The following is a 20187-nucleotide window of genomic DNA, read 5'->3' as shown; positions in this document are numbered from 1 at the left end:
GATCATCGTGCCGCATAACCTCTCGGTCATTGCTCCTGATTGGGAGCGGTTTTGTGGCCCGGCCGCTCGTCGGCGGTCAGCACGCCGTCGCCGTTCGTGTCGAGCCTCGCGAAGCGCTTGGCGAGGAAGGCGTCGAGTTCCGACTTGTCGACGAAGCCGTCCTTGTTGGCATCCATCCGTGCGAAGGCTTTAGCCGGGTCGCCTTTGGCCTTGCGCTCGGTCTGAAATGCCGTCCATTCGGCGAGGCTGACCTTGCCGTCGCCATCCGTGTCCGCCCGCATGAACGCCCTTTCCCGGCGCGCCTCGAACCTTTCCAGCGTGGCGCCGGGCTTGGCGGGAGTTGGGGCGCTTGGCGCTGCTTGGGTCGGCGCGGGAGTTGGCGTCGTTGTCTGCGCGGCTGCGGCTGCCGCCTGCAGGCCAAGGGCAGCGACAAACATAAAGCGGCGGATCATGCTCTCGTCTCCGGTTGCGCGCGGCCACTGGCGGCCATGCTTCAGCCGTTAAACGCGGTGACAGAGAAAATCCGTCGGTCGTTCCGCCATACGAAGTCGCCGGATCACCGGAAAGCAGCCGTTCAGGCTGCGGAAACTATTTTCCGTTCGTCGACCACCACCAGCTGGTCCGGCTTGAAGCCGGCATGTTGCGGGGTCCAGACATCGCCTTCGCGGTTGAACCAGTGGCACAGATACGTGCCCGAGGCGGCGCCATCGCTCACCGTCATGTCCGGGCCTCCAGATTTCAGCCTGACGACGTCTCCGGTCTTGAAACTATTGGGCATTTCGACCTCCCATGCTGACGCTGGGAGTTTTCCACCAAACCTGAGTCGCGACAATGGTCGATGTGCCTCGACTGTTTGGCGCAGAACGCCCCGAATGGAGCGCAGTATATCCGGTCAAGTCTTCAAGGAATATTTGCTAGGCACTTACGCGGACTTGTTCTGTTTGAGGAGCGGTCGGGTCACCGCAACGGCGCCGATCCTTGAGGAGCTCGATATATTCGACCCGCTTCGTGCTATACGCAAAAAAGAGGTCGCCCAAAGGCGACCTCAAAAACCGCGCTGTAACACATGGACAGAACTTACTTGGTAGCGCAGCCGCTTGCAGTCGGGTTGCTGACGCAACCTGCGATCTTCTCGAACTTGCTGTTGAGCGCCTTGCCGAGTGAACTTGCGCCGACCATGATCGCCAGGGCGATCAGCGCCGCGATCAGGCCGTACTCGATTGCCGTTGCACCGGATTCGTTATTCTTGAAACGCTTGATGAGCTTGAACATTGGAGGGTTTCCCTTGTTGCCCGTTGGTGACCTGCCCTAACTATCAAGAAACGATTTTGAAGACCTTAATCGAATAAGTTAAGAATCTGTTACTTCAGTAAAATATAATGTATAGATGAAGTGGTGTACGAATTGAGTTTCGATCGCGCACTGGGTAATTGTAGAAATTACTAATATATAATGTAAGTGGTGCCCGAGGAAGAACCGTTAAGGCGCTCCCGAACCGGCCTTTATTCGCAGGGCCCCGTCCACCGAAATGCTCGCGGAGTACGACAGGCGCGTCCCCGTTGCCTCTTAAAATGTATGCTAAATATCGCAAGGTCGGTTGGCCGTATCCGTTAGAAACGGGGAAATATCCCGACCCTGGGCGTCAGTTTGCGGTGGAAGCTAGACAGCTCCGAGCGAGCACCGTGTCCGACAAGCGGAGAGTGCCACAAGCTGACTCGAACACGCGACCCCATCATTACGAATTAGCGTGGGCTGGATTGTCTCCTGTCGCTTGCAGCCTGGAAGCGCACGTCCCGCTTTCGGTCCCTCAGCTAGGGAGCTCGCCTGGCCGGACGTGACGCGCAGGGGAGGGGATCCTTGCAGCCGCGACGATCACTCCGGCACGCCGGAGATGCCCAGCGCCTCGACGTAACGCTCGGCGAACACCTTGTCCTGCCATGGGTTGATCTGTCTTTGCAGGGTGAGCGTGTAGGTCGGGAATGCCTCCATCAGCCGCCGCGCCGCCGCCTGCGCCTCGTCCAGCCGGTCGAGTTTGACCAGCGCCATGATCACCACCCGGTGCGAGGAGCCGTAGTTCGGCATCTCGTGCAGCGCGCGTTCTCCCCATGCCAGCGCTTCCTCATAGCGCTCGAGCATCAGGTAGCTCATCCCGATGCCGGAGAGCGCGATGCCCTTCTCGGGGTCGACCGGGCTCAGCCGCATTGCCCTGTGAAAGTGCTCGATCGCCACGAGCGGGCGGCCGGAATGTGCGTTCACCCAGCCGCTGCCGGTATGGCCCTGCGCCGAATTGGGGTTGAGCAGCAGGGATCGTTCGATCGTGCTCAGCGCCATCTCGTAGTCCTTCGCGCTGTAGGCGATCACCTGCGCGGCGAAGCGTAGGCTCGTGGGGTCGTCGCGCGCTTCCGCCAGGACCTCGCGCGCCATGCGCGCGGCGACTCGCACATCGTCGGGCTCGTGCCAGCACTGGCTCACGGATAGGCTGCGGATATAGGCGCCGAGTGCCTTCGCCAAGGTGAAGCCAGGGTCGATGCTGAGCGCCTCGTTGGTGAGCCTGCGCACGTCGGCAAAGCCATCGCGTGTCATGCTGTAGAAGCGCGGCAGCGCGCGAAGGTAGAGGTCGTATGCGCTGATGTAGTCGGTCGGCTTCATGCGCGCCTGCTTGATCTCCTCCAGCCGAATGCTCGGCTCGACAGCGCCGACGACGCTCTCGGTCACCTTGTCCTGCAGGTCGAAGATGTCGCTCACGTCGCCCTCGAAGCGGTCGGTCCAGACATGGTGTCCGCTGATCGCGTCCACCAACTGCCCACTGATGCGCACCCGCGATCCGGCTCTGCGGATGCTGCCTTCGAGCACGTAGCGGACGCCCAGCTCGCGCCCGACCTGGCGAAGGTCCACCGCCCGGCCCTTGTAGGTGAAGGACGAGTTGCGGGCGATCACGAAGAAGGAGTTCACCCGGCTCAATCCGGTGATGATGTCCTCCACCAGCCCGTCGGCGAAGTATTCCTGGTCGGGGTCGCCGCTCATGTTGGTGAAAGGCAGAACCGCGATCGAGGGTTTCTCGGGCAGGGGAGGCGGTGCAGCACTGGCGTCGGTCTCGACGCGGTAGGCGCGCACAGGCCGCTCGATGTTCTTGAGGCGCAGGTCGCCGAGCGGCGTGAAGCCGAAGTCGAGCTTGCCCTGAAGGTGATCGTAGGCGGTGCCCGAGACGACCACGGTGCCGGGATCGGCGATGCTTTCGAGGCGTGCGGCGATGTTGACCCCGTCGCCGTAGAGGTCGCCGTCCTCCTCGCAGACCACGTCGCCGAGATTGACGCCGATGCGCAAGCGAATCCGCTCTTCCCCGGGCGTCTCCGCCTCGTGTTCTGCCAGGGCCTGCTGGATCGCCATCGCCGAGGTCACCGCGTTAACGACGCTCGCGAACTCGCAGAGCATGCCGTCGCCGGTGCGCTTGACGATCCGCCCCTGGTTCTCGGAGACCAGCGGTTCGAGGAGTTCCTTGCGGTAGGTCTTCAGCCGCTCGAGCGTGCCGCGCTCGTCGCGCTCCGTCAGGCGCGAATAACCGACCACGTCGCAAGCCAGGATCGCTGCGAGGTGGCGCTGCGTGGTCATCGCACCGCTCAGCCAAGCTCCTGCACGCGGGCCGCTCCGCGTCCATGTCCTGCCAACGTCCAGACGCGCCACGCGCATGGTATCCATCTCTCTCCCAGTCTCCGCCCGTCGCTGGAACGGAGAGCAGCTTGACCTTGCCTTCACGGGATTTGGCTATCAGCCTCCGGGACGCTGAGACGCCACTTCCGGAAGGCTGGGGATATTCCCTGCCCTGTGTAACCGGTTGACGCCACCGTGGTGCTGCTTTTGTATCCGGCATCACGCCAGACGTTCGCGCTTGGAGGTGCTTAGGTCGGCAAGTGGCGCAATGCGGCCGTCCGACACCGCAGTGTCCGCTTTAGGCGATCCCGGGTGGGTTCATGGGTGAATCCAAATCCACCCAATAGGCGTATGGTGTTGGAAATAAAGCGCTTTTAGGAATAGGCTGGTGCCGCTTGCGTGACTCGAACACGCGACCCCATCATTACGAATGATGTGCTCTACCAACTGAGCTAAAGCGGCCCGGGAAGCCGCTGGGCTTCCAAGATGCGCCGGTTGATAGACTCAACTGTCAGCTAATTCAAGATGGCTGGTGGCGAAATCCTGCGCCCATGCGCGGCAATTCTCGTCGGTTGTCGCTGCGCGACGGCCTCCGGCGCCCCGCCAGCGCGGCTTACCGGCCCGCCGGCGGCTGGTGTCCGGTTCGGCGGGAGCCGATCCGGCGGCGGCGACAAAAAGTGTTGATTCTTCAACAAAAAACGCCGAAATGGGCATTGGATGCGTCGGCAAGGCAGCCGCCCGTCCGTTGATTGATTGGTCGCCTGCGGCTAACGATCGATAACTGTGAGCGAACGCGCAGAGGGAGCTTGCTTGGACGCCATCGAGAAAGCGATCCGCAACGCCTTCGAGAAAGGCAATGCCGAAGACCGGGTGTTTCGCGAGAAGGTCTATCGCTCGGCCTTCGCCGCGCTCGATCGCGTGCTGCAGGCCAATCCGAATGTGACGGTGGAGGCCGCCATCAACCGCCGCAAGGCGGTGCAGGCCAAGATCGCCGAGATCGAATCCGAATTCCTGCCGGCCGTCCAGGCCGTCCCTGACGTCACGCTCCCATCCGAGAACGGCACGTTCGCCAGCGACGCCGCGCCGGCGCCCTCGGTCGACACGCCGGCCCAGTCTTCCGCGCCGTCGGTGGATGCGCCGCGGGGACCGACCCAGGCGGCGCCGTCGCCGTCGATCACGATCGACGGTCCGGTGCAGCCTGCATCGGATGCGCCACGCTCGCGCGTGCTGCCCCGCGTGCCCGACATCATGCCGGGCGAGGCGCTTCCGAACGCGCCGACCCTTGACGATTCCCCCGGAGCTTCCGTCGGCAACGGCGCCGAAGTGGCGCCGGATCGCGACGAACGGCGGATCCGGGGCCGGCGGCTGCCGCTCACCGCCATCTTCGTTGCCGCGACGCTCATTGCAGCCGCCGGCATCGGCCTCTATTTCGCGAAGCAGACCGGCGTCTTCAAGACGGCGGCCGAGCTTGACACCGGTCCGCCGGAGCCGACACCGACGCTGGAGGACGAAGACTCCTCGCAGCCGGGCGAAACCGGGTCGCCGCAGAAGCCCGGCGAAGCCGACCAGTCGAAGAACTGGATCAACGTCTTTTCGCCCGCCGATCCGACTCATGTCAGCACCCCGTCCGACGCCGGCGCCGATGTGATGAAGGACGACACCGGCCAGTTCCTGCGCATCCGCTCGGGCGCATCCGGCTCGGCCATCGCCTTTGATGTCGGCCAGGGCGTGCTGGAAAAGCTCGCCGGCAAGCATGCCATGTTCGACATCATCGCCCGTTCGGAAGAAGGCAAGGAGACTCAGATCTCGGTGGACTGCAATTTCGGCGAGTTCGGCGATTGCGGCCGCAAGCGCTACGCCGTCGGCCACGAGCGTAACGAATACCTGTTCGATGTGCAGTTCCCGGCCAAGCATCCGGGCGCCGCCGGCACCATCGCCGTCAATTCCGACTTCGACAAGCAGGGCAAGTCCGTCGACATCTACGAGATCCGCGTGTCGATCGCGGAGTAATTGCGGAAGCAATTCACGTCCAGGATCGTTCTTCGGAGGAAGACTAGGTGCGGGCGCGCATTCGCTCGGTCTGGATCGTCCGGCGCTTCCGGCACAAGAAGAGGAAGACGCGATGAACGCCATGCATTCGAAAGAAGTCGAGGACGTTCGAGGCCTGATAGAACAGTGGGCTGATGCCGTGCGCCGGAAGGACATGGACGGAATTCTGCGTCATCACGCGCCGGATTTCGTCATGTTCGACGTGCCGCCCCCGCTGCAATCCAGAGGCATCGAGGCCTATCGGGACACCTGGCCTTTGTTCTTTGGCGCCTCGCCGCAGACACCTGTGTTCGACATCGTCGATCTGAAAATCACTGCCGGTACGGACGTGGCTTTTGCAATTGCATTGATGCGCTGCGTCGAGGTGAAGGCGACCGGATCCAACGACCTGGACTTCCGACTGACCATCTGTTTCGAGAAAATCGCCGGACAGTGGACCTTCATGCACGAGCACCACTCCGTCCCGGCGATCGAAGAACCCTAAAGCACGTCGCAACGAAACGGATTCAGGCGACGGGCTTTAGGTCTTTGTTTTGATGCATGCCGTTCCCCCAAACCACTGCGCACTTTCGGGCGACATGCATTAATCGAGCAGTGCCTGCAACGTCTCGATACGGTCGGCCTCGGCTGCGGGCTTGTCCCAGCGCAGCCGCGAGATGCGGGGAAAGCGCATCGCGACCCCCGATTTGTGGCGCGTCGAGCGGTTGAGGCCTTCGAAGGCCACTTCCAGCACCAGGCCGTTGTTGCGGTCGGCGCGCACCGAGCGCACTGGCCCAAAACGCTCGATCGTGTTGTCGCGGACATATTTGTCGATCTGCCGCAGCTCCTCGTCGGTGAAGCCGAAATAGGCCTTGCCGACCGGCACAAGCTCTTCCGAGCCCTCCGGCCCAGACCAGACACCAAAGGTGTAGTCGGAATAGAAGCTCGAGCGCTTGCCGTGGCCGCGCTGCGCATACATCAGCACCGCGTCGACCGTGTGCGGATCGCGCTTCCATTTGAACCAGGGGCCTTTCGGCCGGCCGGCAAGATAGGGCGAATCCCAGCGCTTCAGCATCACCCCTTCGATGATCGGATGCGGCGGCGCCTGGCGCAGCCGCTCCAGCGTCTCCCAATCCGGAAACTCGACCAGCGGCGAGAGGTCGAAGCGGCTGGGGTCGAGCGTGCGGACGAAGGCTTCGAGCCGGCTCCGGCGTTCGGTGAATGGCAGCGAGCGCAAATCCTCGCCGTCGATCTGCAATGCATCGTAGCAGCGCATGAAGGCCGGATATTGCTGCTGGATTTTTGGCGACACGCTTTTGCGGTTCAGCCGCTGCTGCAGGTCGGAGAAGGTTCCGGTCGCCTCGCGCGGATCGCCGACCAGCAGCTCGCCGTCGAGCGCCGCCTCGAAATCCATCGCCGCGGCAAGGTCCGGAAACGCGCCCGAGACGTCGTCGCCGGTGCGCGAATAAAGCCGGCGGACGCCGCCTTCGCACACCGCCTGGACGCGGATGCCGTCCCACTTCCACTCCGCCGCGTAGTCGGCGTGGTCGAGCTTTTCGAGGTCGCCGTCGTCGACAGCGTTGGAAAGCATCACCGGCCTGAACAGGGCGAGCGCTGCGCTCCTCGGCTTCTCCGCCCGGCCTTCCAGCCACGCGAAGAGCTCGGTGTAAGGCGGCGTCAGCCCGTGCCAGAGCTCCTCGATCTCGACCACGTCGACCTGGCCGAGATCGGCCAGCGCCTGCTTGGCGAGCCGCGCCGAAACGCCGATGCGCAGGCCGCCGGTGACCAGCTTGATGATGGCGAAGCGCGCCGAGATGCTGGCGCTGTCGAGCAGCCGCGCCAGCACCTGCGGCCCGTCGGAGCGGCTCGCCGCCTGCAGCTTGCCGACGACCTCGGCCAGCGTCGGCGCGTGGTTCGGGATGTGCCCGGCCGGCTGCGGCCAGACCAGCGACACCGTCTCGGCGAGATCGCCGACATAGTCGTAGGAATAGCCGAACAGCACCGGGTCCATGCGCTCGACCACCAGCGCGCGCAGCATCGCCGGCTTCACCGAAGCGATCGACAGATCGCCGGTGATCGCGGCGAGTGCCAGCCCGCGGTCGGGATCCTCGACACTGCGGAAATAGTCGGTAAGCAGCGTCAGCTTGCCGTTGCGCGACGGCGTCAGGACGAGACGGTCGAGGAGCTCGGCGAAGCGGTTCATGGCTTTGCGGCCTGCACCAATAGGCGAGGTTTGCGTTCTGTCGCGCCCCCCTCTGTCCTGCCGGACATCTCCCCCACTTGGGGGGAGATCGGATGTCGCCGTCGCTTTCGCCAATCGCCAACGGCGCAAAAGAAGCGCCAGCGGCCAAACCGCCAATCTCCCCCCTTGTGGGGGAGATGTCCGGCAGGACAGAGGGGGGCGCCGTAGAGCGCCGCATCGGCGACTTCTGGATCGAAAAACACCATCAATCGCCCTCGTCCTCGTACCCCACGAGATGCAGCGGCCTGGCCGCGATGCCCTCCAGCTCGCACCAGCGCACCAGCGCTTCCTCGCGGCCGTGCGTCACCCAGATTTCCTCGGCGCCCGTCTCCTTGATCGTGGCGGTGAGCTCGTCCCAGTCGGCATGGTCGGAGATGATCAGCGGCAGCTCGACGCCGCCCTGCTTGGCGCGCTGGCGGATTCGCATCCAGCCTGAAGCAAAGCAGGAGATCGGGTCGGGAAAGCGCCGCGCCCAGCGGTCGGCGAAGGCCGCCGGCGGGCCGACGACGATGGCGCCGGTGAAGTCGGCCTTGCCGCCGCTTTCCACGGTTCCGGGTTCAAGCTCGCCGAGATCGATCCCCTGGCTCTGGTAATACTCGCTGAGCTTGGCCAGCGCGCCGTGGATGTAAATAGGCCTGTCATAACCGGCGTCGCGCAACAGCCGCATCACGCGCTGCGCCTTGCCGAGCGCATAGGCGCCGATCAGATGCGAGCGCTCGGGAAACTGCGCCGCCGATTTGAGGACACGCGCGATCTCCTCGTGATCCGGCGGATGCCGGAACACAGGCAGGCCGAACGTCGCCTCGGTGATGAAGACATCGCAGGGCACCGGCTCGAACGGCAGGCAGGTGGCGTCCTTCTGGCGCTTGTAGTCGCCGGAGGCGACGATGCGCATGCCCTGGTGCTCGACGGCGATCTGCGCCGAGCCCAGCACGTGGCCGGCCGGGTGGAAAGTGACGGCGACGCCGTTGATATCGATCGCCTCGCCGAGGATGGCTGCCTGGGTTGTCCCGGCAAAATCCTCGCCGTAGCGCAGCCCCATGATGTCGAGTGTCTGCCGCGTCGCAAGCACCGAGCGGTGGCCAGAGCGCGCATGGTCGGAGTGGCCATGCGTGATCAGCGCGCGGCTCACCGGCCGCACCGGATCGATGAAGAAATCGCCTGGCGGGCAGTAGAGCCCTTCCGGTCGAGGCTTGAGCAGGTCGCTGGCGCGCATGGCTTGAAGATAATGGCAAAATTCGCCGCGGGAAGCCTGTTGCAAGAGACTGCTGACTCGTCCTACAGCCGGCCGCCGGTTCGCTTTGCCGGTCGGATCCTTCAACCATGAAACCGCTTCAGGCTTCGTCCGGCGACTTGACCGCCGACCGTCGCGCCGACTTCGCCGAGATGCTGCTGGCCTCCGGCGAGCCCGCGCAGGCGGCGGAGCTTCTGCTCGGCGCGCTGGAGCTGGCGCCGCAATGGGCGGCGGGCTGGTTCCGGCTCGGCGAGATGCAGGAAGCGGCGGGCCTTCTCGACCAGGCCGCGCAGGCATGGACGATGGCGCTGAAGCTCGATCCGGCGGATCGCCTTGGCGCCTCGCTCAAGCTGCAACTGATCGGCCATGCGCCGGCGGCATCCGCTCCGCCCGGCGCATTCGTCGAGACATTGTTCGATCACTATGCCGACGGTTTCGAGGAATCGCTGGTCGAAAAACTCGGCTACCGGATGCCGGATGTCCTCGACCGGGCCATTCGCCTGGCCAGGCCAGGCCGGTTTCGGCTGGCCCTCGACCTCGGCTGCGGCACCGGCCTGATGGGCGAAAGGCTGCGGCCGATCGTCGATCGGCTCGAGGGCTGCGACATCTCGGCCGGCATGTTGCGCAAGGCGCGCGCCAAAGGCATCTACGACCAGCTCTCCAGGGCCGACCTCCAGCACTTCTCTTATGCTGGCCCGAAAGCCGACCTGGTGGTCGCGGCCGACGTGTTCATCTATGTCGGCGCGCTCGAACGCATTGTCGGAGCCGTTGCCGATACGCTCGCCGATGACGGCGTGTTCGCGTTCTCGGTGGAGACCACTGCCGGCGGCGATGACTTCGCCTTGCTGCCGTCGCGGCGCTACGCGCATTCCGAGGCCTATGTGCGGCGGGTTCTCGCCGCCAGCGGGTTTGCGATCCTGTCGCTGGAGCGCACGACCATCCGGCATGACCGCGGCGAGCCTGTAGGAGGGCTCGCGGTAATAGCTGGTCGCAGGCTGGCCGAATGAGGCGACGGCTGCTCGCGAAAAAGCCCGAATCGCATGGTCGGGGTTATGCTTGGGCGGATACCGCACGGAGGGATACCATGCGCTGGAACATGGTTGTGTTGGCGTCTTGCCTGATGACGGCGGGCTGCGTCGGCGGCACCTCGATGGCCGAACGCCAGGACGAGGCTGTGCAATCCTCGCTGCAATATGACGATGTGCCTTGCGACCAATTGCTGGCGCAGCGCAGTCAGGTGGCGCAGCAATACAATCTGCCGGTCACCGCCAAGCCGAGTTTCTCCAACCCGGCGATGGGTTTCGGCCCGTTCACGCCGGACATGCGCTCGAAGGCGCAGCGCGACAGCGACAAGGCAAGCGGCGAGATCGACGCCATGAGCCGGTCGATCGACCGGCGCGACTGCGGCAAGCCGAAGAAGAAGGACAAGTTCGCGCTGCCCGGCTCTAAGCCGTCTTCGCCGACTCAGTAACCCGCTTCGCGGTCGACCAGGTTCTCGAGCTTTTCGCCGCGCTCGAAGGCATCCATCTGCCGAAGCATGATCGGCACCAGATGGACCGGGTCGGAGGTCGCCGCCGCATGTGGCGTCACGAACACCTTGGGATGGCTCCACAGCGGGCTTGTCTTCGGCAGCGGCTCGACCTCGAACACGTCGAGGCTCGCTTCCTTCAGCGTGCCGTCGTCCAGCGCCCGCAGGATGTCGGCGTCCTTTTGCAGCCGCCCGCGCCCGGCATTGATCAGCACCGCGCCGCCGAGGCCGTTGCGCCGGCGCAATTCCTTCAGCACGCCGTAATTGACGATGCCTTGCGTGTTGGGCGTAAGCGGCAGCAGCACCACCAGTATATCGGTGGCGTTGAGGAAGGGGATCAGCCCCGCTTCGCCGGAATAGGTCGAAACGCCCTTCATCGGCCGCTCGGTGCGCGACCAGCCGTTCACGGCGAAGCCGAGCGAGAGCAGCACCGAGGCCGCTGCGCGGCCGAGATTGCCGAGACCCATGATGCCGACGGAGATGTCTTCCGCCGCGCGCTGCGGCGGCTCGCGCCAGATCTTCTTCTGCTGCTGCGCCCGGTAGAGCATGCTCTGGCGATGGTGGTCGAGCACCCGCCAGACGACATATTCGGTCATGTGCTGGGTGAGATTGTCGGCGACGACCCTGACGATCGGCACGTCGGGCAGGCCGGGATCGGCGAAGATGTGGTCGACGCCGGCGCCGATCGAGAAGATGGCGCGCAAATTGGGCAGCGACGACAAAAGGTTGGGTTTCTGCTTCCACACCACCGCATAGGCGATCGAGGGATCGCTGGGACCATCGGGCTCCAGCACCACCTCGCGCTCGGCTGCGAGCAGTTCGCGCCAGCGCTGCGGGTGAAAGCCGGTGAGGGCAAGCAGGATTTTGCCTTTTTCCATTCGCGGAGTGTCTTCCCTGTATTCGGTTCAGCCTATTCGCTGACGACGCCGGTCGGCGCCGTTTCGATCCGGAACGCGGCCGAGATCAGCGCCCGCGTGTAGTCGGTTTGCGGGCGGTCGAAAATCTGTTCAGCCGGCCCGGCTTCGACGATCTGGCCATTGCGCATGACGATGACGTCATTGGCAAGGGCGCGGATGACCTTCAGGTCGTGGCTGATGAAGAGATAGGCGAGATTGTGCCTGGCCTGCAGGTTGCGCAAAAGATCGACGACCTGCGCCTGCACGCTCATGTCGAGCGCCGAGGTCGGCTCGTCGAGCATGACGAAGCGCGGGTTGAGCACCATGGCCCGCGCGATCGCGACGCGCTGGCGCTGGCCGCCGGAAAATTCATGCGGATAGCGGTGGCGCGTCTCGGGGTCGAGGCCGACTTCCTTCAGCACTTCGACCACCTTGTCGTCGCGCTCGTCGGGCGAGAGTTTCGGCGCGTGGATCTTCAGCCCTTCCTCGATGATCTCGGCGACCGACATGCGCGGGCTCAAGGATCCGAACGGATCCTGGAAGACGATCTGCAGCTCGCGTCGCAGCGGCCGCATGGCGCTGAAGGAAAGCTGGTTGATGTCCTGCCCATTGAAATTGATCGCGCCCGTCGACGAGATCATCCTCGCCAAGGCCAGGCCGAGCGTCGTCTTGCCGGAGCCGGACTCGCCGACGACGCCGAGCGTCTGGCCGGCGCGCACGGTGACGTCGATGCCGTCCACGGCCTTCACATGGTCGACGGTGCGGCGGAAGAAGCCGCGCTTGATCGGGAACCAGACCTTAATGTCCTTGCCGGTCATCACCGCCTTGGCATCGGCATTCGCCGCCGGCGGCTTGCCCTTCGGTTCGGCGGCCAGGAGGTGCTTGGTGTAGGCGTGCTGCGGGTTGGCGAAGATCTCCCTGGTCGGGCCGGTCTCGACTATTTTGCCCTTGGTCATCACGCAGACGCGGTCGGCGATCTTTCTCACGATGCCGAGGTCGTGGGTGATGAAGAGCATCGACATGCCCTTGCGGCTTTTCAAGCCGGCGAGCAGTTCGAGAATCTGCGCCTGCACGGTGACGTCGAGCGCCGTCGTCGGCTCGTCGGCGATCAAGAGCTCCGGCTCGTTGGCCAAGGCCATGGCGATCATGACGCGTTGCCGCTGGCCGCCCGAGAGCTGGTGCGGATAGGCGTCGAGCCGCTTCTGCGGATCGCGTATGCCGACCTCGGTCAGCAGTTCCAGCGTGTGCGCCCGCGCCTGTCTGTCGCCGAGACCTTGGTGCAGCTTCAGCACCTCGACAATCTGCTGCTCGATCGTGTGCAGCGGATTGAGCGAGGTCATCGGCTCCTGGAAGATCATGGTGATCTTGTTGCCGCGCACGCCGCGCAGCGTCTTCTCGTTGGCGCTCAGCAGATCGGCGCCATGGAACAGGATCTTTCCCGAAGGATGGCTGGCCGCGGGATAGGGCAAGAGCTTCAGCACGGAGAGCGCCGAGACCGATTTGCCCGATCCGGATTCGCCGACCAGCGCCAGCGTCTCGCCCTTGGCGATGTCGAAGGAGATGTGGTCGACGGCCGTCGACTGCGTGCCGCCTTGCGCGAAGGCGACGCTCAAATCGCGGACGGAAAGCAGGGGCTCGCTCATTTGAACGTCTTGCGCGGATCGAAGGCGTCGCGCGTCGCCTCGCCGATGAACACCAGCAGCGACAGCATCAGCGAGATGACGATGAAGCCGGAAATGCCGAGCCAGGGCGCGTTGAGATTGCGCTGCGCCTGCTTGAGCAATTCGCCGAGCGAGGCGGCGCCGGGCGGCAGGCCGAAGCCGAGATAGTCGAGCGAGGTCAGCGTCGAGATCGAGCCTGAGAGCAGGAAGGGCAGGAAGGTCAGCGTCGCCACCATGGCGTTGGGCAACAGGTGGCGGAACATGATGGTGAGGTTGGGCACGCCGAGCGCGCGGGCCGCGTTGACATATTCGAAGTTGCGCGCGCGCAGGAACTCGGCGCGCACCACGCCGACCAGCGCCACCCAGGAGAACAACAGCATCAGGCCGAGCAGGATGAAGAAACCGGGCGGCAGTATCGCGGAGACGATGAGCAGCAGATAGAGCACCGGGATCGCCGACCAGATCTCGATGAAGCGCTGGAACAGAAGGTCCGTCCAGCCGCCGAAATAGCCCTGCACGGCGCCCGCCGCGACGCCGATCAGCGAGGAGCCGAGCGTCAGGATCAGGCCGAACAGCACCGAGATGCGGAAGCCGTAGAGCACGCGCGCCAGCACGTCGCGCGCCTGGTCATCGGTGCCCAGCCAGTTCCAGTTGCCGACAACGCAGTTGGGATCGGCCTCGCCTTGCGGATACTGGCTGCAGCGCGCCTTCTTGTCATAGAGCCAGGACGGCTTGGCGGGAGCCGCTTCGGGGATGGCGTTGTTGACCGTCTGATAGGAGTAGCGCACCGGCGGCCAGATCATCCAGCCATTGGCATTGATCTCGTCCTGGATGACCGGATCGCGATAGTCGGTGACGGCGTAGAAGCCGCCGAACTTCTCTTCCGGATAGGCGACCAGCACCGGAAACAGGATCTCGCCCTTGTAGGAAGCGATGATCGGCTTGTCGTTGGCGATCAGCTCGGAAAACAGCGACAGCACGAACAGGATGAGGAAGATCCACAGCGACCAGTAGCCGCGCCGGTTCGCCTTGAAATTCTGCAGCCGCCGCTGGTTGAGCGGCGAGAGCCGCGGCCGGGCGGCGCGGGCCGGCTTGGTTTCGGCCGAGGCTACCGCCATCAGATGTCTCTCCGCTCGAAATCGATGCGCGGATCGACCCAGGTGTAGATCAGGTCCGACAGCAGGCCGACGAACAGGCCGAGCAGCGAGAAGATGTAGAGATTGGCAAAGACCACCGGATAGTCGCGGTCGATCACCGATTTGAAGCCGAGCAGGCCGAGCCCGTCGAGCGAGAAGATGTTCTCGATCAGCAGCGAGCCGGTGAAGAAGGCCGAGATGAAGGCGCCGGGGAAGCCGGCGATGACGATCAGCATGGCGTTGCGGAAGACATGGCCGTAGAGCACCTTGCGCTCAGACAGGCCCTTGGCGCGCGCCGTCACCACATATTGCTTGCGGATCTCCTCCAGGAAGGAGTTCTTGGTAAGCAGCGTCGTCGTGGCGAAGGCCGACAGCACCAGCGCGGTCAGCGGCAGCGTCATGTGCCAGAAATAGTCGATGATCTTGTCCGGCCAGGACAGCTGGTCCCAATTGTCGGAAACGATGCCGCGCAGCGGGAACCAGTCCCAGAACGAGCCGCCGGCAAACAGCACCATCAAAAGGATGCCGAACAGGAAGCCGGGGATGGCGTAGCCGACGATCACCACGCCGCTGGTCCAGACGTCGAAGGTCGAGCCGTCCTGCACTGCTTTGCGGATGCCGAGCGGGATCGAGATCAGGTAGGACAAAATCGTGATCCACAGCCCGATCGAGATCGACACCGGCATCTTTTCCAGGATCAGATCGAGCACCGAGATGTCGCGGAAATAGCTGTCGCCGAAATCGAAGCGGGAATAATTCCACAGCATCATGCCGAAGCGCTCGAGCGGCGGCTTGTCGAAGCCGAACTGCTTTTCGAGCTTCTTGATGAATTCGGGGTCGAGCCCTTGCGCGCCGCGGTATTTCGAGCCGACATCGCCGGCGACGTCGAGATTGCTGGCGCCGGCATCGCCACCGCCGCCGCCGAGGCGATCGGTGCCGCCCTGGTTGGTGAGCTTGGCGATGACCTGCTCGACCGGGCCGCCCGGCGCGAACTGGATGACGGCGAAGGAGATCGCCATGATGCCGAACAGCGTCGGGATCATCAAAAGAATGCGGCGCAGGATGTAAGCGCCCATCAGACGGCCTGCCCAGCGCGAAGGGGAGTGTCAGGCTTTGCCAATTTTTGCCGCCTTGCCCTTGTCGACCCACCACAGCGCTTCGACCGGAAAGCCGAAATCGGGCTTCTGCTCGGGAAAGCCGAACATGTCCCAATAGGCGCTTCGGTGATTCGCCAGATACCAACTTGGAATCCAATCGCGCCGCGCGCGCAAGGCCCGATCGAGCGCCCGCATGGCCACGGTGAGGCTATCGCGGTCCTTGGCCGCGCCGACGGCGTCGATCAGGGCGTCGATGGCCGAGTTCGCTATGCCCGGCAGGTTGCGCGAGCCCGAAACGGACGCGCTTCGCGAATGGAAGAAGATCTCGAGGTCGTCGCGGGTCGGCGTGGCGCTGAAGGAGAAAGCGGCCGAGATCAGGTCGAAATCGAATGTCGATTGCCTGAGCTGGTATTGAGCGGAATCGACCAGCCGGATGGAGGCATCGATGCCGATCGCCTTCATGTTGGCGACCCAGGGCGAATAGACTTGCACGAAGGTCTCGTCTTCGACGAGGAACTCGGCGGGCAGCCGAGCGCCCTTGTCGTTGACGACGAAATCGCCGGAGCGTTTCCAGCCGGCCTCGGCAAGCAGCTTCGCCGCCTTGCCGAGCAGCTTCCGGTCGCGCCCCGAACCGTCCGAGGCCGGCTGCGTCACCGCCTCGCCGAAGGCTTCCGGCGGCAGCTTATCGCGCAGCGGTTCCAAGAGCGCGAGCTCTGCCGGGGACGGCACGCCTTCAGTGCGAAAGTCGGACTTCTCGAAGCAGGATTGCGAGCGCTGGTAGGAGCCGTAGAAGAAATTACGCCGTGTCCATTCGAAGTCGAAGCAGAGCGCGATCGCCTGCCGCACGCGCGGGTCCTGGAATTGCTGCCGCCTCTGGTTGACGGCCGTGGCCTGCATCGAGGGCACCGTTTCGGCCGGGAATTCATGCTTGACCACCTTGCCGGCGGTGAAGGCCGGGAAGTCGTAGGCCGTCGCCCAGACGCGCGAGGTGAACTCCTCGCGATAGAGGATTTCGCCTTTCTTGAAGGCTTCGAAGCCGGCCGTGCGGTCCTGGTAGAACTCGATGCGGATACGCTGGAAATTGTTCTGGCCGCGATTGACCGGCAGGTCGTTGCCCCAATAGTCGGCCACCCGTTCATATTCGATCCAGGCGCCCGCCGACCAGCGCCCGACCTTGTAGGCGCTCGAGCCGAGCGGCGGATTGAGCTGCGAGGAATCGAAGGGGTTGGCCGTAAAGAAGGCCTTGGACAGGATCGGAAACCCGACGACGTTGAGGATGGTGCGGGCCGACTGCTTGCCCGAGAATTTGAGCTCGACCGTGCGGGTGTCCTTCGCCACCGCACCATCCAGGTGCGTCAGCGACAGCGCATAGTCCGGATGCCCCTTGTCCTTCAGCAGCTTGAAGGTGAAGGCGACATCGTCGGCGGTGAGAGGCGTGCCGTCATGGAAACGCGCCTGCGGCCGCAGCGAGAAGGTGAAGCCGTTGCGGTCGTTTGAAATCGTGACGCCGTCGGCGATCAACCCGTAGACCGCGTCGGGCTCGTCGATCGCCCGCACCATCAGCGAATCGAAGCACATTTCCATGCGCTGCGGCGCGTCGCCCTTGGGCACGAAGGAGTTCAGCGTGTTGAACGTCAAAGGGCTCTGGTTCTGGCCCCAATTGGGCGGCGAGAAGTTGAAGGTGCCGCCTTGCGGCGCATCGACATTGACATAGTCGAAATGCGTGAAGTCGGGCTTGTATTTCAAGTCGCCGAAGGCGGACAGGCCGTGCACCTTCACGCCGGCCGGAATGGCGGCGAAAGCCCGGCCGGGAAGCAGCGCCGAGGCTGCCGCGGCGGCGCCGAGCGCCAGGAAGTCACGACGAGGAAGCATCGCCTGCCGCCCCATCAATTGAGGCCCTCGTATTTGGCGGCCAGCGCCTTTTCCTTCGCAGGATCGATCCACCAGGAATCGATGTCGGCGCCACGATAGCTTGGCTGCTTTTCCGGCATGCCGAACTTGTTCCAATAAGCAAGCCAAACCACCGCACGGTAGTATTGCGGTACGGTATAGTAGTTCCACAGCAGCACCCGATCGAGCGCATGGGTGGCGGCGACGAGATCGTCGCGATCGGTGGCGAAGATGATGTGGTCGACGAGCGCATCGACGACCGGGTCCTTGATCCCCGAATAGTTGCGCGATCCCGGCGTGTCTGCTGCCTTCGAGCTCCAGAAGTCGCGCTGCTCGTTGCCGGGCGATTCCGACTGGCCGAGTATGCCGATGATGACGTCGTAGTCGAAATTATTACGGCGGTTGATGTACTGAGTCGGATCGATGATCCGCAGCGTGGCGTCGACGCCGATCTTGCGCAGATTGGTGATGTAGGGACTGGAGATAACCTGGTCGGTGTCGGACGAACCAAGTATCTCGAGCTTGAATGGCTGGCCGGTCTTGGCGTTCACCATCTTGCCGCCCTTGATCACCCAGCCAGCCTTGGCGAAGAGATCGACCGCCTGCTTCAGATATTTCCGTTCCGACTGCGGCGAGTCATAGACCGGCAGCTTGAATTCCTGCGTGAACAGCTCCGGCGGCAGCTTGTCGCGATACTTTTCGAGAATTTCGAGTTCCTTGCCTTGCGGCAGTCCGCTCGACGCCAGCTCCGTGCCCTCGAAATAGCTGTGAGTGCGCGTGTTCGAATTGTAGAACAGCGTGCGGTTCATCGTTTCGAAGTCGAACGGATAGGTCAGCGCGGCGCGCACCAGCCGATCCTGGAACAGCGGCCGCCGCTGGTTGAGCATGAAAGCCTGCATCGGCTCGGGCGAAGTGGTCTTGAACTCCTTCTTGATCACGTCGCCGGCTTTGGTCGCCGGGAAATTGTAGAACGTCGCCCAGCGCCTCGAGCTGTTCTCCGGTCTGAGATCCTGAAGTCCGCCCTTGGTGAAGGCCTGCCAGGCGGCATTGTCGTCGAGGATGTAGGTGAAGCGCTGCGTATCGAAATTCTCGCGGCCGATCTTCACTGGCAGCTTGGCGCCCCAATAGTCGGGCACGCGCTGCCAGACGATTTCCGAGCCCGGCTTGAAGCTGGCGATCTTGTAGGCGGCGGAGCCCAGCGGCGGCTCGAGCGTCGGCCTGGTGACGTCGCGCTTCTTGCCGCTGGCGTCGGTACCTTCCCACCAGTGTTTCGGCAACACGACGAGATCGCCGAGGATCTTGGGTAGTTCCCGGTTGCCCTTCTGGTTGAAATGGAACTCGACCTCGCGGTCGGAGACAGCGACCGCTTCGGTCACGTTCTCGAAGTAACGACTATACATCGGGCTGTTGGCCTTCAGCACCTGGAACGACCAGATCACATCGTCGACGGTGATCGGCTGGCCGTCATGCCATTTGGCGCGCGGGTCAAGCCGGTAGGTCGCGGAAGAATAATCCGACGGGTATTTGTAGGCCTCGGCAATCAACGGGTGGCTGACGCTGCCTTCGTCGGTCGCCTGGTCCATCAGCGTATCGTAAAGCAGGCCGCCGCCGAACTCTGCGAAGCCGGCGGCCGGCGCTCCCTGCACGATGTATGGGTTGAAGCTGTCGAAGGTGCCGACAACGACGGAGTTGTAGGTGCCGCCCTTCGGGGCATCCGGATTGACGTAGTCGTAGCGCTGGAAATTCTCGCCGTATTTGGAAGGGCCGATCAGCGAGGAGGTGGTGTGCCATTCGTCGGCCGCGCTGGCCTGCAGGCCGGCGGCGAAGGCGAGCGCCAGCGTCGATGCGAAAAGTGTCATCGACAGGAAAGATGTCCGGGAGCGGCCAGCCGTCATGCGTTCTCCTCGTCGCGAGCAGTACCCACCGGCAATCTAGATCATTTGACGCCGGTGAAAACCGCAAGCGCCGGCTTTTGTCGCCGCATATGCGGTTTTCCTAACAGAAAAGCCGGGACGAACCCGGCTTTTCTGAGGAGGTCTGTATTACAAATTGTTTATTGAGCGGGCGCGGCCGGCTTGGCGGGAGCGGCGCCTTCGGCCGGCTTTGCCGGTGCCGCGCCTTCCGCGGGCTTGCCGCCTTCGGCAGGCTTGGCTTCGGCTGAAGCACCCGGCTGCGGCAGCGGCTTCGGATTATCCGACAGCGTGCGCAGATAGGCGATCACGTTGGCGCGGTCCTCGTCCTTGGGCAGGCCGGCGAAACCCATCGCCGTGCCCTTCACGAACTTCTTCGGCGAAGTGATGAAGTGGTTGAGGTTGTCGTAGGTCCACTTCTCGGCGCCGCCCTTGGAGAAATCCTTCATGCCGGCCGAATAGGCGAAGCCTTCGTGCTCGGCGACGGGGCGGTCGACGATGTCCCACAGATCCGGACCGACCTTGTTCGGGCCGCCCTTCTCACCGGAATGGCAGGCCTGGCACTTCTTGAAGATGGCAGCGCCCGCCTCGGCATTGGCGGTAGCGAGCAGATCGGCGATCGGCTTGGCCTCGGCGGCTGGGGCAGCCGCGCCACCGCCCTCGGTCGGCTCCTGAGCCTCGATGGCGAAGCCGGGCTTTTCGGGCGCAGGCGAAGCGAACAGCGCGTCGGAAACGATGCCTACGGAAAAAACGACGAAGCAGGTCCCGAGGAATCCGCCGAGCAGCTTGTTGACTTCGTTGGAATCCATACGCCCCTTGCTCCCTTTTCCGGCGGACCGTCCCGTCCACTCCGTCCGTCGGTATAGCGAAAGGCCCGAACGGGCCAGTTAAATCGCGCGGAAACTAGGTCTTTTGCT

At 63.8% G+C, this 20187-nt stretch carries 17 protein-coding genes and 1 tRNA gene; 4 read left to right on the top strand and 14 right to left on the bottom strand.

Annotated elements, in window-relative coordinates; genetic code table 11:
* Window positions 1-26 precede the first annotated feature (26 nt).
* The 5 genes from RFN30_RS20720 to RFN30_RS20700 all read right to left on the bottom strand — a co-directional run bounded on the left by RFN30_RS20720 (window position 27) and on the right by RFN30_RS20700 (window position 4110).
* Entirely contained in the window at window positions 27-452 is a 426-nt protein-coding gene (locus tag RFN30_RS20720; RefSeq protein ID WP_320263937.1) for an EF-hand domain-containing protein, read from the bottom strand.
* A gap of 122 nt (window positions 453-574) precedes the next feature.
* The gene (locus RFN30_RS20715; RefSeq protein WP_320263936.1) at window positions 575-778 is read right to left on the bottom strand and encodes a YodC family protein; all 204 of its coding nucleotides are present in this window, start codon (window positions 776-778) and stop codon (window positions 575-577) included.
* Between the two features lie 299 nt (window positions 779-1077).
* Complete coding sequence (locus RFN30_RS20710; protein WP_320263935.1) at window positions 1078-1272, bottom strand: Flp family type IVb pilin; 195 nt, start codon at window positions 1270-1272, stop codon at window positions 1078-1080.
* 600 nt (window positions 1273-1872) lie between these two features.
* The gene (locus RFN30_RS20705; RefSeq protein WP_320263934.1) at window positions 1873-3609 is read right to left on the bottom strand and encodes an adenylate/guanylate cyclase domain-containing protein; all 1737 of its coding nucleotides are present in this window, start codon (window positions 3607-3609) and stop codon (window positions 1873-1875) included.
* Window positions 3610-4034: 425 nt separating this feature from the next.
* Window positions 4035-4110, bottom strand: a tRNA-Thr gene (locus tag RFN30_RS20700).
* Between the two features lie 348 nt (window positions 4111-4458).
* Here RFN30_RS20700 and RFN30_RS20695 point away from each other — a divergent pair.
* Window positions 4459-5658, top strand: a complete 1200-nt coding sequence (locus RFN30_RS20695; protein WP_320263933.1) for a hypothetical protein — start codon at window positions 4459-4461, stop codon at window positions 5656-5658.
* 112 nt (window positions 5659-5770) lie between these two features.
* On the top strand, window positions 5771-6181 hold the full coding sequence (locus RFN30_RS20690) for a nuclear transport factor 2 family protein (protein WP_320263932.1): 411 nt from the start codon (window positions 5771-5773) through the stop codon (window positions 6179-6181).
* Window positions 6182-6280: 99 nt separating this feature from the next.
* Here the strand turns inward: RFN30_RS20690 and RFN30_RS20685 are convergent, their stop codons facing one another.
* Complete coding sequence (locus RFN30_RS20685) at window positions 6281-7879, bottom strand: cisplatin damage response ATP-dependent DNA ligase (protein WP_320263931.1); 1599 nt, start codon at window positions 7877-7879, stop codon at window positions 6281-6283.
* A gap of 244 nt (window positions 7880-8123) precedes the next feature.
* Complete coding sequence (locus RFN30_RS20680; RefSeq protein ID WP_320263930.1) at window positions 8124-9134, bottom strand: ligase-associated DNA damage response exonuclease; 1011 nt, start codon at window positions 9132-9134, stop codon at window positions 8124-8126.
* 107 nt (window positions 9135-9241) lie between these two features.
* On the opposite strand from RFN30_RS20680, the gene RFN30_RS20675 reads away from it, so the two are divergent.
* Together RFN30_RS20675 and RFN30_RS20670 are read left to right on the top strand one after the other, a co-directional pair.
* On the top strand, window positions 9242-10159 hold the full coding sequence (locus tag RFN30_RS20675; RefSeq protein WP_320263929.1) for a methyltransferase domain-containing protein: 918 nt from the start codon (window positions 9242-9244) through the stop codon (window positions 10157-10159).
* A 77-nt stretch (window positions 10160-10236) separates the two neighbouring features.
* Window positions 10237-10623, top strand: a complete 387-nt coding sequence (locus tag RFN30_RS20670) for a hypothetical protein (protein WP_320263928.1) — start codon at window positions 10237-10239, stop codon at window positions 10621-10623.
* Here the strand turns inward: RFN30_RS20670 and RFN30_RS20665 are convergent.
* The 7 genes from RFN30_RS20665 to RFN30_RS20635 form a co-directional block, all read right to left on the bottom strand.
* Window positions 10617-11558 (bottom strand): 2-hydroxyacid dehydrogenase, encoded by a 942-nt coding sequence (locus RFN30_RS20665; RefSeq protein WP_320263927.1) that lies wholly within the window; start codon window positions 11556-11558, stop codon window positions 10617-10619. The two genes, RFN30_RS20670 and RFN30_RS20665, sit on opposite strands and share 7 nt — an antisense overlap.
* 32 nt (window positions 11559-11590) lie before the next feature.
* On the bottom strand, window positions 11591-13219 hold the full coding sequence (locus RFN30_RS20660) for an ABC transporter ATP-binding protein (RefSeq protein WP_320263926.1): 1629 nt from the start codon (window positions 13217-13219) through the stop codon (window positions 11591-11593).
* On the bottom strand, window positions 13216-14355 hold the full coding sequence (locus RFN30_RS20655; RefSeq protein ID WP_320263925.1) for an ABC transporter permease: 1140 nt from the start codon (window positions 14353-14355) through the stop codon (window positions 13216-13218). Before RFN30_RS20655 ends, RFN30_RS20660 begins: the two co-directional genes overlap by 4 nt.
* Entirely contained in the window at window positions 14355-15449 is a 1095-nt protein-coding gene (locus RFN30_RS20650; RefSeq protein ID WP_320263924.1) for a microcin C ABC transporter permease YejB, read from the bottom strand. The genes RFN30_RS20655 and RFN30_RS20650 overlap by 1 nt, the downstream gene beginning before the upstream one ends.
* A 30-nt stretch (window positions 15450-15479) precedes the next feature.
* A complete protein-coding gene (locus RFN30_RS20645) occupies window positions 15480-17342 on the bottom strand; it encodes an extracellular solute-binding protein (protein WP_320263923.1) in 1863 nt (620 codons plus the stop codon).
* A gap of 14 nt (window positions 17343-17356) precedes the next feature.
* Complete coding sequence (locus tag RFN30_RS20640; RefSeq protein ID WP_430699068.1) at window positions 17357-19255, bottom strand: extracellular solute-binding protein; 1899 nt, start codon at window positions 19253-19255, stop codon at window positions 17357-17359.
* 158 nt (window positions 19256-19413) lie between these two features.
* On the bottom strand, window positions 19414-20079 hold the full coding sequence (locus RFN30_RS20635; RefSeq protein WP_320263922.1) for a c-type cytochrome: 666 nt from the start codon (window positions 20077-20079) through the stop codon (window positions 19414-19416).
* Between the last annotated feature and the right edge of the window lie 108 nt (window positions 20080-20187).

Origin of the sequence: Mesorhizobium dulcispinae, from assembly GCF_033977345.1 — a bacterium.
GTDB classification, from domain to species: domain Bacteria; phylum Pseudomonadota; class Alphaproteobacteria; order Rhizobiales; family Rhizobiaceae; genus Mesorhizobium; species Mesorhizobium dulcispinae.
The sequence above is the reverse complement of the archived record's forward strand: the minus strand, read 5'-3'. Positions and strand labels throughout refer to the sequence as shown.

Bases quoted from the DNA above. Each gene is read 5' to 3' on its own strand.
- RFN30_RS20690 (WP_320263932.1), top strand. From the start codon at position 5,771: ATGAACGCCATGCATTCGAAAGAAGTCGAGGACGTTCGAGGCCTGATA.
- RFN30_RS20670 (WP_320263928.1), top strand. From the start codon at position 10,237: ATGCGCTGGAACATGGTTGTGTTGGCGTCTTGCCTGATGACGGCGGGC.
- RFN30_RS20675 (WP_320263929.1), top strand. From the start codon at position 9,242: ATGAAACCGCTTCAGGCTTCGTCCGGCGACTTGACCGCCGACCGTCGC.
- RFN30_RS20720 (WP_320263937.1), bottom strand. From the start codon at position 452: ATGATCCGCCGCTTTATGTTTGTCGCTGCCCTTGGCCTGCAGGCGGCA.
- RFN30_RS20645 (WP_320263923.1), bottom strand. From the start codon at position 17,342: ATGCTTCCTCGTCGTGACTTCCTGGCGCTCGGCGCCGCCGCGGCAGCC.
- RFN30_RS20705 (WP_320263934.1), bottom strand. From the start codon at position 3,609: ATGACCACGCAGCGCCACCTCGCAGCGATCCTGGCTTGCGACGTGGTC.
- RFN30_RS20715 (WP_320263936.1), bottom strand. From the start codon at position 778: ATGCCCAATAGTTTCAAGACCGGAGACGTCGTCAGGCTGAAATCTGGA.
- RFN30_RS20680 (WP_320263930.1), bottom strand. From the start codon at position 9,134: ATGCGCGCCAGCGACCTGCTCAAGCCTCGACCGGAAGGGCTCTACTGC.
- RFN30_RS20685 (WP_320263931.1), bottom strand. From the start codon at position 7,879: ATGAACCGCTTCGCCGAGCTCCTCGACCGTCTCGTCCTGACGCCGTCG.
- RFN30_RS20640 (WP_430699068.1), bottom strand. From the start codon at position 19,255: ATGACGGCTGGCCGCTCCCGGACATCTTTCCTGTCGATGACACTTTTC.
- RFN30_RS20635 (WP_320263922.1), bottom strand. From the start codon at position 20,079: ATGGATTCCAACGAAGTCAACAAGCTGCTCGGCGGATTCCTCGGGACC.
- RFN30_RS20660 (WP_320263926.1), bottom strand. From the start codon at position 13,219: ATGAGCGAGCCCCTGCTTTCCGTCCGCGATTTGAGCGTCGCCTTCGCG.
- RFN30_RS20710 (WP_320263935.1), bottom strand. From the start codon at position 1,272: ATGTTCAAGCTCATCAAGCGTTTCAAGAATAACGAATCCGGTGCAACG.
- RFN30_RS20665 (WP_320263927.1), bottom strand. From the start codon at position 11,558: ATGGAAAAAGGCAAAATCCTGCTTGCCCTCACCGGCTTTCACCCGCAG.
- RFN30_RS20650 (WP_320263924.1), bottom strand. From the start codon at position 15,449: ATGGGCGCTTACATCCTGCGCCGCATTCTTTTGATGATCCCGACGCTG.
- RFN30_RS20655 (WP_320263925.1), bottom strand. From the start codon at position 14,355: ATGGCGGTAGCCTCGGCCGAAACCAAGCCGGCCCGCGCCGCCCGGCCG.